Below are 16,640 nucleotides of genomic sequence, written 5' to 3'. Positions count from 1 at the left end.
CCCGGGTTTTTAAGTGGGGGAGAAAATTGAAAAAGTTTGCGTTGATTACGGGTGCGAGTGGCGGCATCGGGAAGGCAACAGCTGAAATGCTGGCAAAAGAAGGATGGAATTTGTATTTGCATTACCATCAAAATGAAGCGGCCATCAAAGAACTGCTTTCCATTTGCCGGCATTTCGGGGCGGAAGCGATCCCGATCCGCGCCGATCTTGCAACGGACGGCACCGTAAAAACGATTGCAGAAAATGTTTTTCATCTCGATGCGATCATCCATGCGGCCGGCATTTCCCACTACGGGCTGCTTTCGGATATCGATGAGGCAGCCATTGACAAGCTTTACCGGATTCATGTGAAGGCGCCGCTTCTGATCATCAGGCAGCTGTTGCCCAAATTGCGGCAAAATGCGGTTTCACACATTGTGCTTGTCAGTTCAATCTGGGGACAGGCAGGCGCGGCGTGCGAAGCCGTATATTCGGCGATGAAAGGCGCACAGATCGCATTTGTAAAAGCGCTCGCCAAAGAAACGGCAAGAAGCGGCGTACGGGTGAATGCGGTCGCGCCCGGGGCGGTTGGCACCAATATGCTTTCAAGGTTTGCGCCGGAAGAAATTTCGGATCTCGAAGCGGACATCCCGCTCGGCCGGCTTGCCAAACCGGAAGAAATTGCCGGCGCGGTTTCTTTCCTGCTCTCGGAAAAAAGCAATTACATCACCGGCCAGACGATTGGCGTCAATGGGGGCTGGTATATGTAGTCCCGCCTGGAGAAAGTTGCAAAGGAATCCTCTTTGTTTTTTCGCGGATTAACCAAAAAAGGGCAACAGCACACCGTTTTGCCCGGCTGGTGCCTTGAAAGAAGCACGGGTTCCATTTTCCATGCATAGCCTTCCACGCCGGGTCACAAACTAAGGTTGAACAACTTGAAAGGAGGCTGTGACATGAACGTATTCGAAAACTGGGACCAATGGAAAAACTTTTTGGGGGACCGCCTCAACCAGGCAAAGCAACAGGGGATGCCCCAGGAAACGATTAACAAACTTGCTGAGCAGGTCGGCGATTATTTGGCCGCACAAGTAGATCCGAAAAATGAACAGGAACGCGTTCTTGCTGACTTATGGTCAGTGGCATCGCAGGAAGAACAGCAAGCCATTGCCAATGTAATGGTAAAACTCGTTCAAAATAACGGTACCCAGTCATAAAGAAATACCGGCGCATCATGATAACAATTGGCTGCTTTTTTACAAGAAAAGCCGGTTGTTTGGCTGATGCCGCCGGTTTTTTCATGTCACGACAAAATTCACGATTTTTAGAGCTTTCGCTTCCTTATTGATGTAAAATCATATATCATATAACCTAGATATGTTCGTTTGGATCCGGATTTCGGGAGGGGTTATGGGTGGATGACAGGAAAGAGTGGTACTTGGAATATGAAATCACGATCAACCGGCCGGGGCTGTTGGGTGATATTTCCTCTCTCTTGGGCATGTTAGCGATCAATATCAGAAGCATTAACGGCGTTGACCATAAAAAACGAGGCTTGCTGCTGTTTGTCAAAAATGAAGAACAGATCGGCCGGCTCGAATCGATATTGCGAACAGTGGAAACGATAAAAGTAACGAAAATCAGGGAATCCAAGCTCAGGGACAGGCTTGCAGTCCGGCACGGAAGGTATATCCAGCGCGATCATGACGACCGGAAAACATTCCGCTTTGTGCGCGATGATCTCGGGATTCTGGTCGATTTTATGGCCGAGCATTTTAAACAGGAAGGCCATAAGCTGATTGGCATTCGCGGGATGCCGCGCGTCGGAAAAACAGAATCGATTGTGGCTGCAAGCGTGTGCGCCAATAAAAAGTGGATTTTTCTCTCCTCCACGATGATCAAACAGACGGTGAGAAGTAGTCTGATTGAGGATGAATACAATGCAAACAATATTTTTATCCTGGATGGCGTCGTATCCGCTGAGAGGGGAAACGAACGGCACTGGCAGCTGATCCGTGAAATCATGCGGCTTCCGGCTGTTAAAGTGGTGGAACACCCGGATATTTTCGTGCAGCGTTCGGAATACACGCTTGATGATTTTGATTACATTATTGAGTTGAGAGAAGACCCGTCACAGGAAATTACATATGACTTACTCCAGCAAAACCGGATGTTTCAAGGCGAATTTGGAGGATTTGATTACTAGATTGGCAGGTGTTACCATGACGGAATTAGGGAATCGTTTAAAAGAAGCAAGGAAAGAAAAGGGCATCAGCCTGGATGATTTGCAGGAGATGACCAAGATCCAAAAAAGATATTTGAAAAACATTGAAGAAGGAAATTATGATTCAATGCCTGGAAAATTTTACGTCCGGGCATTTATTAAGCAGTATGCCGAGGCAGTCGGGCTTGATCCGGAAACTTTATTTGAAGAGTACCAGAGCGACATCCCCCGTACGGAACAGGAAGAATTTCCCGAGCAACTTTCGCGGGTGCAGACGTCCTCCAAAAGGGCCGCACCGGATACCGTCAAGATGATGAACGTGCTGCCAAGGATCCTTGTGGTCGCCGCCATCATCGCGATTTTATTTTTGCTTTGGTTTGTCGTATATAAGTTTGCCGGTCACAACACAAAGGAAAAGTTAAACAGCGGGGCTTCCGGCGATGTGAGCGTACAAAAAGAAAACGTCAAATCGGCTGAAAAGGTGTCATCCGGCAAAAACACCGGCAGCTCTTCCGAAAAAAAGGCGGCGAAAACGTCAAAAAAACCGGCCTCGAAAACGAAGAAAACAGCCCAAAAACTGGAAACCGTATCTTCAAGCGGGTACACGACCACCTATAAACTGGCCGGCACCAACCAGTTCAAACTTGAACTGAAAGCAAACGGCGGACGGTCATGGGTACAGGTGAAAAACAGCGACGGTTCAACGAACTTTCAACAATTGCTGAATGACGGGGACAGCCGGACAGCGGATCTGTCAAAACAAAAACAAGTCACGATCACGGTCGGAAACACCGTCAATACGGAAGTGTATATCAATGGCAAAAAACTAAAATACAATATTCCGGCATCCAAAGAAGTACGCCAGGATATGATCGTCCAGTTTAACGGGTCACAAACGAAATAAGCCTTGTTTTAAGGCTTTTTCTTTGGAAAATATATAGACAGTTGGAGGAAAAGCCAGTGAATTTGCCGAATAAAATTACTGTATCACGTGTATGTTTAATCCCTGTTTTTTTACTCATCATGGCGGTGCCGTTCGATTGGGGCACCTTTGATTGGCTGGGAGCCAAAATTCCGGTCACCCATTTTGTCGGTGCGGTGATTTTTGCCATTGCCTCTATGACAGACTGGATCGACGGCCACTATGCCCGCAAATACAATCTCGTTACCAACTTCGGGAAATTTCTCGATCCGCTTGCGGACAAACTGCTTGTTTCAACGGCGTTTATTTTGCTCGTTGGGCTCAAGCTGGCGCCGGCATGGATTGTTGTCGTAATCATTGCCCGCGAGTTTGCCGTGACAGGCTTGCGACTGATTTTAGCAGAGGGCGGGGAAGTAGCAGCAGCCAATATGCTTGGGAAAATCAAAACATGGACGCAAATCATTGCCATCCTTTTATTGCTGTTGCATAACTTCCCGTTTTCGGCGCTCTCTTTCCGCATGGATCTGGTCGCTTTGTGGGTGGCGCTCATCTTTACCATCTGGTCAGGTGCTGATTATTTCTATTTAAACCGGGGCGTACTTGCCCGCTCGAAATAACCATGCAGTGAAAGGCAGCCTTTCACTGCTTTTTTGCCCGCCAGTGGCTTGTGCTAATCCGGCACGGGAGAAAAAGGCAGCCATTGCTTCGGGTGGATTGGCGGCCTGGATTGCGCCGTCATGTGTTCGTTTTTTTGCTTTAAAAGAAAGGGAGGAATGGAAAGTGAATGCCGAAATTATTGCAGTCGGTTCGGAACTTTTGCTTGGCCAGATCACCAATACAAATGCCACATTTATTGCCGCACAATTGGCGGAGATCGGCGTGGATGTGTACTACCAGACCGTTGTCGGCGATAACGCAGAGCGGCTCGAAGCGGCAATCCGGACAGCGGAGGGCCGCGCCGATCTATTGATTTTTACTGGTGGGCTCGGTCCGACAAAGGATGATTTAACAAAAGAAACGATTGCATCGCACATCGAAAAAAAACTGGTGACAAACGAAGATGCCATGCGCTCCATCGAACAGTTTTTTATCCGTACAAAACGAAAAATGACGGAAAACAACAAAAAGCAGGCACTGGTCATCGAAGGTTCAAAAGTGTTTCCGAATGACCACGGTATGGCGCCGGGCATGCTGGCCAAAAGCGGAAACCATTATTATATGCTGCTGCCCGGCCCGCCGCATGAACTGGAACCGATGTTTATCCATTACGCCAGCCCCGCAATCCAGGAAGAACTGGAAACGATCGAAAAAATCGAATCGCGCGTTCTCCGCTTCTTCGGGATCGGCGAATCCCAGCTGGAAACAGAAATCCGCCATATATTGGATAGCCAAACCAATCCGACTGTCGCTCCGCTTGCGAAAGAAGGGGAAGTGACACTTAGGATTACGGCGAAACACCAGTCGGCGGAAACGGCGAACGAAATGATCGATCAAGTGGAAAAAGAGATTATGCAAATTGCCGGATCGTATTTTTACGGTTATAATGATATGACATTAATGGAGGCCCTGCTCGAAAAGCTTTCGAAAAAACAGCTGACGCTTGCCTGCGCGGAAAGTCTGACTGCCGGCAAATTTGCAGCGGAAATGGCGTCCATCCAGGGTGTCAGCACAATGTTGAAAGGCGGCGTTGTCGTCTATTCAAACGAAGCGAAGATGAAGCTTGCCAAAGTGAAAAAAGAAACGCTTGACAAGTACGGCGCCGTCAGCAGCCAGTGTGCAAAAGAACTGGCGGAAAATATCCGCAGCATTATGGATGCCGACATTGGCATCAGTTTTACAGGCGTGGCTGGCCCGGACTCCCTTGAAGGCCATCCGCCGGGAACCGTGTGGATCGGCATTGCGATAAAAGGGAAAGAAACTGCCACTTATCTGTTGGAACTTCCCGGATCCCGCAACAACATCCGCACGCGATCGGTGAAATACGGCTGCTGGCATTTGCTGAAACTGCTTTAGGTCGAAAGCCGCTTCTGCTCATGGCAAGTGACGGAAGCGGCCTTTTTATAAAAAAATTTGTTTGCCAAAAATTCAATTTTCGGCTCTTTTTGCCGGGGGAATTTTCATTTTTACAGGGGGAAAACCCCATTTTTTTGCCGGATTTTTGCAAAAAAGAGACGAATGAGCGTTCGAGATTTTGCTTGGCAAACAAAGAAAAAACGGGTATAGTATAGATATAGATTCATTGCTTTCGAGAGTTTGGAATGAATAAAAGGAGGAAATTTTGTGAATGATCGTCAAGAAGCCTTAGACAAGGCTCTGAAACAAATAGAAAAGCAATTTGGTAAGGGTTCCATTATGCGGTTGGGCGAGCAGACCGACCGGGTTGTCTCCACGATCCCGACCGGTTCGCTTGCGCTTGATATTGCCCTTGGTGTCGGCGGTTACCCGCGCGGCCGCGTCATTGAAATATACGGCCCTGAAAGTTCTGGTAAAACAACGGTTGCCCTGCATGCGATTGCGGAAGTCCAGGCACAGGGTGGACAAGCGGCGTTTATTGATGCGGAACATGCACTTGACCCGGTTTATGCCCAAAAGCTCGGTGTCAATATTGATGAGCTGCTCCTGTCCCAGCCGGATACGGGCGAACAGGCGCTGGAAATTGCGGAAGCGCTCGTCCGCAGCGGCGCAGTGGATATTGTGGTCGTTGACTCCGTTGCTGCGCTTGTGCCGAGAGCGGAAATTGAAGGGGAAATGGGCGATTCCCACGTCGGCCTCCAGGCACGGCTGATGTCCCAGGCGCTGCGGAAATTATCGGGTGCAATCAACAAATCGAACACGATTGCGATTTTCATTAACCAAATCCGGGAAAAAGTCGGCGTAATGTTCGGTAATCCTGAAGTCACACCGGGCGGCCGTGCGCTCAAATTCTACTCATCCGTGCGCCTTGAAGTGCGCCGTGCCGAACAGATCAAACAAGGGAGCGACATTGTCGGCAACAAAACGAAAATCAAGGTTGTCAAAAACAAAGTAGCGCCTCCGTTTAAAACGGCAGAAGTGGATATTATGTACGGCGAGGGGATCTCAAAAGAAGGCGAGATCGTCGATATGGGAAGCGACCTTGACATCATCCAAAAAAGCGGGGCCTGGTATGCTTATAACGGCGAGCGGCTCGGCCAGGGGCGTGAAAATGCGAAGCAATTTTTAAAGGAAAATGCGGATCTGAAAAACGAGATTGCCGCAAAAATCCGGGAACATTACGACCTGACAGAAGATGCCGGTTCCCATGAAACCGAGAAAGCTATAGATGAACAAGAAGCTGTGGAAGGACAGGAAGAATTAAATTTGGAGTAACCGGTGTATAAGCGCCTGAAATGCTGACCGCGTCCAGGCGCTTTTTGCCGTCCATTTACCGCACTTTTTTGCGCCACAAAATCTGCATGGCGGAGAGGAATCAACACAAATTTACAATGGCAATCTTTCCGCTTCACTTGACAATAAAAATTCCCACCTTTAAAATTAATATGTATATTTTATTTTTCTAAAAATGACTTTCTCCTGTACGGAAAGCAAATCCTCCCGGAAGTTTCCGGAAGGGGGGCCGGTTTTTTCATCCGGCGGCTTTTCCGCATGCGGCTGATGGAACCATCCTTGTCTTCAGCCGGACCGGGACGAAACGCATGATTGGGTTTTCATGCATATACACCGGAGGGGCTTGCCCCGGGATCAACGTTTTACTTTTTAAGCCAGGCGCTGTATACTGTAAACCTAAGGATTAATGTAACAGCCGACATTTTTAACGTAGAAGAAGTTCATAGCAAGAGGAGGTGAGATTGATGGAGTCTCTCATATGGATCATCTCCCTTTTGCTTGTCCTTATCGTCGGTGTGGTTGTTGGCTATTTCATCCGGAGATCAATTTATGAAGCGAAAATTGCAGGGGCGAAAAATGCGGCAGATCAGATCGTTGATGAAGCAAAACGCGAAGCTGATCGCCTGAAAAAAGAAGCCCTGCTTGAAGCGAAGGATGAAAATCATAAACTTCGTACGGATATGGAACGGGAATTGCGTGAACGAAGAAATGAATTGCAAAGACAGGAAAACCGCTTATTGCAAAAGGAAGAGAACCTCGATCGCAAAGATGAATCGCTCGATAAGCGTGAATCGATGCTTGAAAAGAAAGAGGATTCTTTAAACCTGAGACAACAACATATTGAAGAGATGGAAAGCAAATTGGAGGAGATGGTTAACGAGCAGGAGTCTGAGCTGGAAAGAATCTCGGGCCTCAATCGCGAACAGGCGAAAGCCATCATTATTGAAAAACTGGAAAACGAGCTTTCCCATGACATTGCCGTTAAGGTAAAGGAAGCGGAAACAAGGGCAAAAGAAGAAGCCGATAAAAAGGCGAAAAGCATTCTTTCGCTGGCCATTCAGCGGTGTGCAGCCGAGCATGTTGCTGAAACAACGGTATCGGTTGTCAACCTGCCGAATGATGAAATGAAAGGCCGCATCATCGGAAGGGAAGGCCGCAATATCCGGACACTTGAAACGCTGACCGGGATTGACCTGATCATCGATGATACGCCGGAAGCGGTGATTCTTTCGGGATTCGATCCAGTGCGCCGGGAAACGGCACGCATTGCACTGGAAAAACTGGTTCAAGACGGCCGCATCCATCCGGCCCGCATTGAAGAAATGGTTGAAAAAGCAAGGCGGGAAGTGGATGAACATATACGCGAAGTGGGGGAACAAACCACTTTTGAAGTTGGTGTCCATGGCCTCCATCCGGACTTAATCAAAATTCTTGGCCGGTTAAAATTCCGCACGAGCTACGGGCAAAATGTCCTCAAGCACTCGATAGAAGTCGCATTCCTTTCCGGATTGCTGGCTGCCGAACTCGGGGAAGATGAAATCCTTGCCCGCCGTGCCGGTCTGCTTCATGATATCGGAAAAGCGGTAGACCATGAAGTAGAAGGAAGCCATGTGCAAATTGGCGTCGAACTCGCAACCAAATACAAAGAACATCCGGTGGTCATTAACAGTATTGCTTCTCACCATGGCGATACGGAACCGACCTCTGTTATCGCGGTGCTTGTCGCTGCCGCTGATGCTTTATCCGCTGCACGGCCTGGGGCGCGCAGCGAAACGCTTGAGCATTACATCAGACGGCTTGAAAAGCTGGAGGAAATCGCCGAATCGTATGACGGTGTTGAAAAATCGTTCGCGATCCAGGCGGGGAGAGAAGTACGCATTATGGTGAAACCGGAACAGATCGACGACCTGGAAGCTCATCGCCTGGCACGTGATATCCGCAAAAAAATTGAAAATGAGCTGGATTATCCGGGCCATATTAAAGTAACGGTTATTCGGGAAACGCGGGCTGTTGAATATGCAAAATAAGCGGTGACGTGTTCACCGCTTATTTTCTTTAACGTTTTGAAAAGAAAATAAAGATTGTTTTACAAAGCATAGAAAGGATTTATTGCATGAAGATTTTATTTATAGGGGATGTTGTAGGGTCATTAGGGCGTGAGATGGTGAATGAATATTTGCCGAAGTTAAAGGCGAAATACAGGCCGCATTTGACCATCGTAAACGGGGAAAATGCAGCCGGCGGGCGTGGGATTACCAAAAATATTTACCGCGGCCTGCTGGATGCAGGTGCGGATATCATCACGCTCGGAAACCATGCATGGGACAACAAAGAGATTTTCGACTTTATTGAGGATGCAAAATGGATGGTGCGCCCGGCCAATTTTCCGGACGGGACCCCGGGAAAAGGGATGGCGTTGATCAAAGCGGAAGGAACGGAGTTTGCAGTCATCAACCTGCAGGGCAGAACGTTTATGAACGCGCTCGATGACCCGTTCCGGAAAGCAGAAGAGATGGTGGCACTGGCAAGAAAAAGAACTCATTTTATCTTTGTTGATTTTCATGCCGAAACGACAAGCGAAAAGCAGGCGATGGGCTGGTTTCTCGACGGCAAAGTGTCTGCCGTGATCGGGACGCATACGCATGTGCAAACCGCGGATGCAAGAATTTTGCCAAACGGTACAGCCTATCTGACCGATGCCGGCATGACCGGGCCGTACGATGCCATTCTCGGCATGGACAAAGAAGCGGTAATGAAAAAATTCCTGACTTCGCTTCCTGTCCGTTTTGAAGTGCCGAAATCGGGAAGGAAAATATTAAGCGGATGCATCATCAGCCTTGATAAAAAAACAGGCAAAGCCGCAACGATCCAGAACATTTTAATTAATGAAGACCACCCGTTTATCTCTGAATAAACGGGTTTTTTCTTTTTCCGGATGGGTGCCGGGCAGGACAGCGCCTCTTTTTATGTACCGGTGCTTATGAAGGATGGCATAACTCGCAGAACAAAGGAATATAGTAGCAGTGAAATGATTTTTCCCGCTGTGCGGGGGGCAGCTCCCCGGAGTTTTTTTGAGCAAGAGACGTTCACGAAAGCCCGCACGACAAGCAGGAAAATCAGTAGCCTATATGCGGGGCGGCTGCCGGATTGTTTCGGACAGCCGCCCCGTTTCCAGCGAAGCCGGGAAAAGGCCGGGCTGGAAACGGGCAAGAGATACTTCACGTTCGAACATGAATCGTCACTCTGAACGGACATTCGGTTAACGGAAGGAGACAAGGAGGAGAAGGAATGGAAATATTAAAAGTTTCAGCAAAATCTAATCCTAATTCTGTAGCTGGTGCACTTGCCGGTGTTCTTCGTGAAAGAGGGGGGGCGGAAATCCAGGCGATCGGGGCGGGCGCCATTAATCAGGCTGTAAAAGCCGTTGCCATCGCAAGAGGGTTTGTGGCCCCGAGCGGTGTGGATTTAATTTGCATCCCGGCTTTCACGGATATTCAGATTGAAGGAGAAGAAAGAACCGCTATTAAACTCATCATTGAACCCCGCTGATATAGATTGAAAAGAAACGCTGTTTGCAGAAGCAGACAGCTTTTTTTTGTATGGAAAAAAGGTTTGCGGAAACTGTCATACTTTATCAGCAAAAAGAACCCGTCCACGTGATAAAGTAAAATCGTGGCGCGCTTTATCTTTGCGCCTTTTTTACTGCAGCCTGAAAAGTGGCTGAAGGAGGGGTGGAAGTTGATCCATATCATTGCTACTGCTGAATCGTCCGGGCAGGCTGAAGCGCTGATTGCGGCCGGAGTGGATACCCTCTATATCGGGGGGAACCGTTTCGGCTTGCGCATGCCCGGCCATATCACGCTTGAAGACATAGGCGACATTACAAAGTTTGCACACCGGCAGAATAGAAAAGTGTATACAGCCGTTAACGGATTGATGCATAACGGCCATATAGAGGCGCTTCCGGAATATTTGTTATCACTTGAAAAAGCGGGAGTGGATGCGATTACTGCCGGGGATCCGGGCGTGATACAGCTCTTAAAAGAAATGAAACTGAATCTGCCTTATATTTACGATGCACAGACGCTTGTCACATCGGCAAACCAGATAAAGTTCTGGCTCAAACGCGGGGCAATAGGGGCCGTGGCGGCGCGCGAATGTACTTTTATTGAATTAAAAGAGATACAGGCGCAAATCAAGCAACCCGTCGAGGTACAAGTATACGGCCCGACATGCATCCACCACTCGAAGCGCCGCTTGCTTTCGAATTACACCCAATTTGCGCATCTTAATGCCGGCACAACTGTCCGTGACAGGCTCAGCATCAGCGAGAAAAAAGACAGGGAAAATCAGTATCCGCTTTTTGAGGATGAAAATGGCACCCATATTTTTTCCGCAGAAGACATTGCGCTCATTCGGTATTTGCCGGATCTGCACAGGGCGGGGCTGGATACGTGGAAACTCGACGGCATTTTGGCCGAAGGGGAAACCTTTACGGATATTGCCGCCCTTTATGTCCGGGCAAAAGAAGCGGTGCTGTCCGGCACTTTTGATGCGGCGCGTTTTTCAGCTGAGCTTTTGCAATTGCAGCCGGAAACGCGGAAGCTTGGCACGGGGTTTTTCCTGCGGCAGCCGGATGAAGTACAGTAGGAGGGAGAATATGCGAAACATCATCAAAAAACCGGAAGTGCTTGCGCCGGCCGGAAATCTTGAAAAACTGGAAATCGCCGTCCGCTATGGCGCGGATGCCGTATATATTGGCGGACAGGCTTACGGCTTGCGTTCAAGAGCCGGCAATTTTACGTATGACGAAATGAAGGAAGGGGTCCGCTTTGCGCATGCCCGCGGCGCAAAAGTGTATGTAGCTGCAAATATGGTCGGCCATGAAGGCGATGATGAAGGGGCAGGGGATTTTTTCCGCACATTAAAGGAGATCGGGATTGACGCTGTCATCATCTCCGACCCGGGTTTTATCACCATTTGTATGGAAGAGGCGCCCGGCCTTGCCGTCCATTTGTCGACCCAGGCTTCTGCAACAAATTACAAAGCGCTTCAGTTCTGGGAGCAGGAAGGGGTCGAAAGGGTGGTCCTGGCCCGCGAAGTCAGCCTTGAAGAAATCCGCGAAATCCGGAAAAATACCGGTATGGAAATAGAGGCGTTTGTACAGGGGGCGATGTGCATTTCGTATTCCGGGCGTTGCGTACTGTCCAATCATATGGCGAACCGCGATGCAAACCGCGGCGGATGCGCCCAGTCATGCCGTTGGAAATATGACTTGTTTGAAAATGAAGGAGCCGACATCTTAACAGCTGGCGGCGAGCCGTTTTCCATGAGTGCGGTGGACCTTACGATGATCCATCACGTGCCGGAATTGATTGAAGCGGGTGTGGGAAGTTTTAAAATTGAAGGCAGAATGAAGTCGATCCACTATGTTTCGACTGTGGCGAATGTGTACCGGGCGATTGTCGATGCCTATTGTGAAGATCCGGACCATTTTGTTTTTGACCCGGCGTGGGAGGAAGAAATTTGGAAAGTGGCACAACGGGAACTGGCCACCGGTTTTTACTTTGGGGAACCGGATGCCCACCAGCAACTGTTCGGGCGCCCCCGCAAAATTCCGAAATATACTTTCGCTGCCCGTGTTTTGGATTACGATCCGGCTACAAAAATCGCCACGCTTGAACAGCGCAACCATTTTACGACAGGGGAAGAAGTGGAGTTTTACGGGCCGGGATTTGCCCGTTTCACCCAAACCATCCGCAAGCTTTGGGATGAAGACGGCAAGTGCATTGAACGTGCCCCGAATGCGATGATGACCGTGAAAACAATCGTCGACCATCCTGTAAAACCTTATGATTTGATGCGGATACGCAAAATGCCGGTGAGTACGGCACGCTTTTCAAACTTTCCTGGACAGGCTCCAAGTGAATGAAAATTTACCTCAAAACGGCGGGATACAAAAATACGTTCCCGCCGTTTTTGCATCCCCGGCTTTCGTCAATTTGCCTTCCAATGGTATGCAAAACAGGTGAAACTATGCAATATTGCATAAGAAACTTTCCGTTTTTCCCCCTACCCCTCCGAACTCCCGCGACTGCTTTTCCTGAATTCTGAGTTTTTCAAATCCTCCTCTTGTTTTTCTAATAATTGGTATGAAAATTGCAAAGATGTAGAATAATAGGCCTTCGCATGGATGGAAGCGGAGCAGCCTTATTAGCGTACCAAAAAGCAAACATCTTTGATTCGTGGAAGAGAGAGGGAGGATGATAAAATTGGAGAATGCGACATTAAAGCGTTCACTCGGTTTATGGGCCATCGTCGGACTTGGATTAGGGTATATGACGCCTACCATTGTGTTTGATACTTTTGGCATCGTATCAAAGGAAACCAACGGGGTGGTGCCGCTTGCCTATATCACTGCGTTGATTGTCATGCTGTTTACCGCCATCAGTTACGGGAAGATGGTAAAAGTTTTCCCGAACGCCGGATCTGCCTACACGTATACAAGGGAAACGATGAACCCCCATCTCGGTTTCCTTGTCGGGTGGGCGGCGTTGCTCGACTATTTGCTGTTGCCCATGGTGAATGCTTTAATTATCCGGATTTATATGGTATCCGTCTTTCCAAACGTGCCCGCCTGGATCTGGGTGGTGACGTATGTAGCCGCCGTGACGGGCATCAATGTATGGAGCATGGGGAAAACGTCCAATATGAACACCATTCTTGTCGTTTTTGAACTCGTGCTAATCGGTGCTTTTCTTGTGCTGGCCGTTGTACAATTTTCGCACGGAATGGGAAAAGGTACGGTTTTCACTTTCGATCCGCTTTACCACTCCAATGTCCGTTTGAGCGCGGTCCTGACCGGAGCGACAGTCGTATGCTTCTCGTTTATCGGCTTTGATGCGGTAACGATGTATGCGGAGGAAGCGAAAGATCCCAAAATCATGCCGAGAGCGATCATGCTAACGGTTTTTATCGGCGGTGCGGTCTTCTTTATCGCCAGTTATTTCGCGCAAGCCTTGTTTCCGGACGTTTCCCATTTTAAAAACACGGATGACACATTGCCCGAAATCGGATTGTATGTGGGCGGAACGCTGTTTAAATTATTGTTTATTTCCGGTGCATTTGCCGCCACGGTTGCGTCCGGCCTTGCTTCCCATGCCAGTGTTTCGCGGCTGTTATATGTGATGGGGAGAAACGGCGTCCTGCCGAAGCGATGGTTCGGGTACGTGCATCCGAAATTCCGGACCCCCGCATGGAATGTAATCCTTGTCGGCCTGGTGTCGCTGCTTGCGATCACGCCCAGCCTGGAACTCATTTCCTCGTTTATCAACTTTGGCGCCCTGATTGCTTTTACATTCGTCAATTTATCTGTTATTGCCTTCTTTGTCTTCCGGAAAAAGCGCTATAAAACGGCAAAAGATGTGTTTTCCTACCTGGTGATGCCTTTAGCCGGGGCAGGGCTGACGGGCGTTTTATGGTCCAACTTGCAAAAAGACGCCCTCATTTTCGGCATTATCTGGTCAGGCATCGGATTTATTTATATGGCGATCCAAACGAAATTTTTCCGCAAGCAGGTCATCGATTTTCAATTGGATGAAGCAGAAAAAACTTCTATTCTTTAAGATAAAAAGCAATGGTTACATGGCAGAAGATGTGCAGGCATCTTCTTTTTTTGTGCCGGACTATTTCCAATATTAAAATATAGTGATACTATATTTTTAGAAGGTGCAAGGAGGAATCGCAATGCCGGCAATTGCAAAAGAAAAAATAAAGCCGATCATCCCCTTTTCGGTTGACGGTGAAGAAGATTTAAGGCTGGCGTTACAAAAGCATAAAGGGCCTTTTCTGTTTTTAAAGAAGGACGGAGAATTATTTGCCTATGCCTTGCTGAATCATCAACTGCTGGAAAAGCTTAAAAAAGGCAACTTTTCAAAAGAAACCCTGCTTCGCCACGCAAAACCGCTTGACGGGATCAGCCGTCTCGATGACCATATTTCCATTACGAGCTTGTTCCAAATCATTGGTGAACCATTTGCGCTTGTGAGAAGCGAAGATGGCCGCCCGTCCGGCTACATCCAAAGAGAGGACATGCTGGCGGAGCTCTTTAAACAGGAAAACGAAAGCGCCCACTTTCTGAAAATCTTGCTCGCATCGATCCCAATGGGCATTTTTGTGCTCAACAGGGAAAAACGGATCATCCATTGTAACGAAGCAGGTTTACGAATGATTAAATTGCCGCACGAAGCGGTGCTGAATGCCCCTGGTAAAAGTATTTTCAGCCATGACCATATCGCAAAAGCGTTTGAAACCGGGAAAACGTATCTGAACCATCTTGAATTCGCAAACGGGGTCGGGGTTTTGGCCGACTACAGCCCGATTCAAAATTTCGCCGGTGAAGTTGAAGGCCTGATCATTGTCGTTCAGGATTTGCCGATGGTAGAAGAAATGGCACTTGAAATCGAATATATAAAAGACTTAAATAAAGACTTGAATGCGATTCTGTCGACGATTTATGACGAAATTCTTGTCGTCAATGCAAAGGGCGAACTGCTTCGCTACGGGGAGAACATCATTGAAGATTTCTGGCAGGTGGACGTAAAAACGCTGATCGGGAAAAATATCCTCGATTTTGAAGACCAGGGCTTATTCACCCCGTCGGTTATAAGGCTCGTGATGGAAAAACGGAAAAAAGTATCCGTTGTGCAGGAAACGCGGACGGGAAGAAAAATTCTGGCCGTCGGGAACCCGGTTTTTAATGAAAAAGGCGCGCTTGACCGGATCATTATTGCATCGCGGGACATAACCGAGACGACCCGGTTAAAAACCGAACTGAAAGAGATGAAAGAAATTTCAGCCCGCTACAAAAAAGAGCTCGACCAGTTCAAAAACAAAGACCGGTTTTTGAAAAAAATGATTTACTGCAGCCCGAAAATGGAAAAAATCATGCACCAGGTCAAGAAAATCGCCGAATTTTCGTCCACTGTTTTACTGTCCGGCGAATCGGGCGTCGGAAAAGAAGTCATTGCCCAGGCGATCCACCAATTCGGGAAAAGGTCGGAAAAACCGTTTTTAAAACTGAACTGCGGTGCGATTCCGGAAACTTTGCTGGAAAGCGAATTGTTCGGATATGTCAAAGGCGCCTTTACAGGTGCGGAAAAAAACGGAAAAGAAGGATACTTTAAGCAGGCGGACGGCGGCATTTTGTTCCTTGATGAAATCGGCGAATTGCCGGTGCACTTGCAGGTCAAATTGCTGCGGGTGCTGCAGGAACAGGAAGTGATCCCGATCGGCAGCACAACCCCCATTAAAATCGATGTCCAGATCATTGCGGCGACAAATCAAAACCTGGCAAAAATGGTGGAAGAGGGCCGGTTCCGGGAAGATTTATATTACCGATTGAACGTCATTCCGATCCGGATCCCGCCGCTCCGGGAACGGCCGGAAGATATATCGCTGCTTGCCTTCCACTTTTTGCAGCAATTAAACGAAAAATACGGCCGGAAGTTTTATTTAACGCCTGATGCGATCAATGTGCTGGAATGTTACCCGTGGCCGGGAAATGTAAGGGAACTGCAAAATATTATTGAAAGGCTGGTCGTCACTGCGGACCATGCTGCCATCGATGGCGGGTTTGTCAGCCAGTTTTTAACATTCGGCTCTGAAAGGAAAAAAATGAAGCCGGTCGTCACAAGAATCATGCCGTTGCAGGAGGCGATGGAGTCCGTCGAGGAGCAGCTCATTTTGCTGGCCATGAACCAGTACAAAACGACAACAAAAGCGGCGAAAGCACTGGGCATCAGCCAGTCTTCCGTCAGCCGCAAATACCAAAAAATATTAAACAAGAAAAACAGGAAAACAGAGGATGCCGTTTTCAAGTAAAGCTTCTTCTAAAAACCCCTGCTGCCGCAAACAAAGCCTAAAAAACGGCGGGACGCTACCATTCACAGTGTCCCGCCGTTTTTTTGCAGCCTGCAACTTGTTTCAGTGCCTCCCGGTGTAAACGCGCCGGTTTTCTTTTTTACTTTCCCCGCTCCGTTTCCATGCAGAAAAAAATAGCATTATGCAAAACTGCATAATGCTGTGCGTGCGAAACCGCATAAATCAGGCTGAAAATTAATTGGCACCCTTCTTGCAAGATTATTCGTCGAA

At 48.3% G+C, this 16,640-nt stretch carries 14 protein-coding genes; all 14 read left to right on the top strand.

The window, feature by feature from the left end:
* The first annotated feature begins 26 nt into the window (after positions 1-26).
* The 14 genes from ymfI to BCOA_RS34205 all read left to right on the top strand — a co-directional run bounded on the left by ymfI (position 27) and on the right by BCOA_RS34205 (position 16,370).
* On the top strand, positions 27-749 hold the full coding sequence (gene ymfI / locus BCOA_RS34275) for an elongation factor P 5-aminopentanone reductase (protein WP_017551554.1): 723 nt from the start codon (positions 27-29) through the stop codon (positions 747-749).
* A gap of 183 nt (positions 750-932) precedes the next feature.
* Entirely contained in the window at positions 933-1,193 is a 261-nt protein-coding gene (locus BCOA_RS34270; RefSeq protein ID WP_013859159.1) for a DUF3243 domain-containing protein, read from the top strand.
* Positions 1,194-1,390: 197 nt separating this feature from the next.
* A complete protein-coding gene (locus BCOA_RS34265) occupies positions 1,391-2,182 on the top strand; it encodes a DUF3388 domain-containing protein (RefSeq protein ID WP_014098506.1) in 792 nt (263 codons plus the stop codon).
* Between the two features lie 16 nt (positions 2,183-2,198).
* Positions 2,199-3,104, top strand: coding sequence for a helix-turn-helix domain-containing protein (locus BCOA_RS34260; RefSeq protein ID WP_017551555.1), 906 nt, complete (start codon positions 2,199-2,201; stop codon positions 3,102-3,104).
* Between the two features lie 56 nt (positions 3,105-3,160).
* Entirely contained in the window at positions 3,161-3,739 is a 579-nt protein-coding gene (gene pgsA, locus BCOA_RS34255; protein WP_014098504.1) for a CDP-diacylglycerol--glycerol-3-phosphate 3-phosphatidyltransferase, read from the top strand.
* A gap of 163 nt (positions 3,740-3,902) precedes the next feature.
* On the top strand, positions 3,903-5,135 hold the full coding sequence (locus BCOA_RS34250; RefSeq protein ID WP_014098503.1) for a competence/damage-inducible protein A: 1,233 nt from the start codon (positions 3,903-3,905) through the stop codon (positions 5,133-5,135).
* A 267-nt stretch (positions 5,136-5,402) separates the two neighbouring features.
* Positions 5,403-6,470 carry a recombinase RecA gene (gene recA, locus BCOA_RS34240; protein ID WP_014098502.1) on the top strand — a complete coding sequence of 356 codons (1,068 nt, stop codon included), beginning with the start codon at positions 5,403-5,405 and terminating at the stop codon, positions 6,468-6,470.
* A 482-nt stretch (positions 6,471-6,952) separates the two neighbouring features.
* Positions 6,953-8,515 carry a ribonuclease Y gene (gene rny / locus BCOA_RS34235; protein WP_014098501.1) on the top strand — a complete coding sequence of 521 codons (1,563 nt, stop codon included), beginning with the start codon at positions 6,953-6,955 and terminating at the stop codon, positions 8,513-8,515.
* An 86-nt stretch (positions 8,516-8,601) separates the two neighbouring features.
* On the top strand, positions 8,602-9,402 hold the full coding sequence (locus BCOA_RS34230) for a TIGR00282 family metallophosphoesterase (protein ID WP_014098500.1): 801 nt from the start codon (positions 8,602-8,604) through the stop codon (positions 9,400-9,402).
* A gap of 374 nt (positions 9,403-9,776) precedes the next feature.
* A complete protein-coding gene (gene spoVS, locus BCOA_RS34225) occupies positions 9,777-10,037 on the top strand; it encodes a stage V sporulation protein SpoVS (RefSeq protein WP_014098499.1) in 261 nt (86 codons plus the stop codon).
* A gap of 189 nt (positions 10,038-10,226) precedes the next feature.
* Positions 10,227-11,138 (top strand): peptidase U32 family protein, encoded by a 912-nt coding sequence (locus BCOA_RS34220; RefSeq protein WP_014098498.1) that lies wholly within the window; start codon positions 10,227-10,229, stop codon positions 11,136-11,138.
* Between the two features lie 10 nt (positions 11,139-11,148).
* Positions 11,149-12,420: a peptidase U32 family protein gene (locus BCOA_RS34215; RefSeq protein ID WP_014098497.1), complete on the top strand. Its 1,272-nt coding sequence runs from the start codon at positions 11,149-11,151 to the stop codon at positions 12,418-12,420.
* A gap of 331 nt (positions 12,421-12,751) precedes the next feature.
* The gene (locus BCOA_RS34210; RefSeq protein ID WP_172653414.1) at positions 12,752-14,113 is read left to right on the top strand and encodes an APC family permease; all 1,362 of its coding nucleotides are present in this window, start codon (positions 12,752-12,754) and stop codon (positions 14,111-14,113) included.
* A gap of 121 nt (positions 14,114-14,234) precedes the next feature.
* Entirely contained in the window at positions 14,235-16,370 is a 2,136-nt protein-coding gene (locus BCOA_RS34205; protein WP_014098495.1) for a sigma 54-interacting transcriptional regulator, read from the top strand.
* Positions 16,371-16,640 lie beyond the last annotated feature (270 nt).

It is taken from the genome of Heyndrickxia coagulans 36D1 (assembly GCF_000169195.2).
In the GTDB taxonomy this organism is placed as follows: domain Bacteria; phylum Bacillota; class Bacilli; order Bacillales; family Bacillaceae_C; genus Weizmannia; species Weizmannia faecalis.
This window is presented reverse-complemented; position numbering and strand designations above follow the sequence as displayed.

What these genes read in the sequence shown, in the direction of transcription:
- BCOA_RS34270 (WP_013859159.1), top strand. Translation starts at nt 933, where the DNA reads ATGAACGTATTCGAAAACTGGGACCAATGGAAAAACTTTTTGGGGGAC.
- BCOA_RS34260 (WP_017551555.1), top strand. Translation starts at nt 2,199, where the DNA reads ATGACGGAATTAGGGAATCGTTTAAAAGAAGCAAGGAAAGAAAAGGGC.
- rny (WP_014098501.1), top strand. Translation starts at nt 6,953, where the DNA reads ATGGAGTCTCTCATATGGATCATCTCCCTTTTGCTTGTCCTTATCGTC.
- BCOA_RS34230 (WP_014098500.1), top strand. Translation starts at nt 8,602, where the DNA reads ATGAAGATTTTATTTATAGGGGATGTTGTAGGGTCATTAGGGCGTGAG.
- spoVS (WP_014098499.1), top strand. Translation starts at nt 9,777, where the DNA reads ATGGAAATATTAAAAGTTTCAGCAAAATCTAATCCTAATTCTGTAGCT.
- BCOA_RS34215 (WP_014098497.1), top strand. Translation starts at nt 11,149, where the DNA reads ATGCGAAACATCATCAAAAAACCGGAAGTGCTTGCGCCGGCCGGAAAT.
- BCOA_RS34210 (WP_172653414.1), top strand. Translation starts at nt 12,752, where the DNA reads ATGATAAAATTGGAGAATGCGACATTAAAGCGTTCACTCGGTTTATGG.
- BCOA_RS34205 (WP_014098495.1), top strand. Translation starts at nt 14,235, where the DNA reads ATGCCGGCAATTGCAAAAGAAAAAATAAAGCCGATCATCCCCTTTTCG.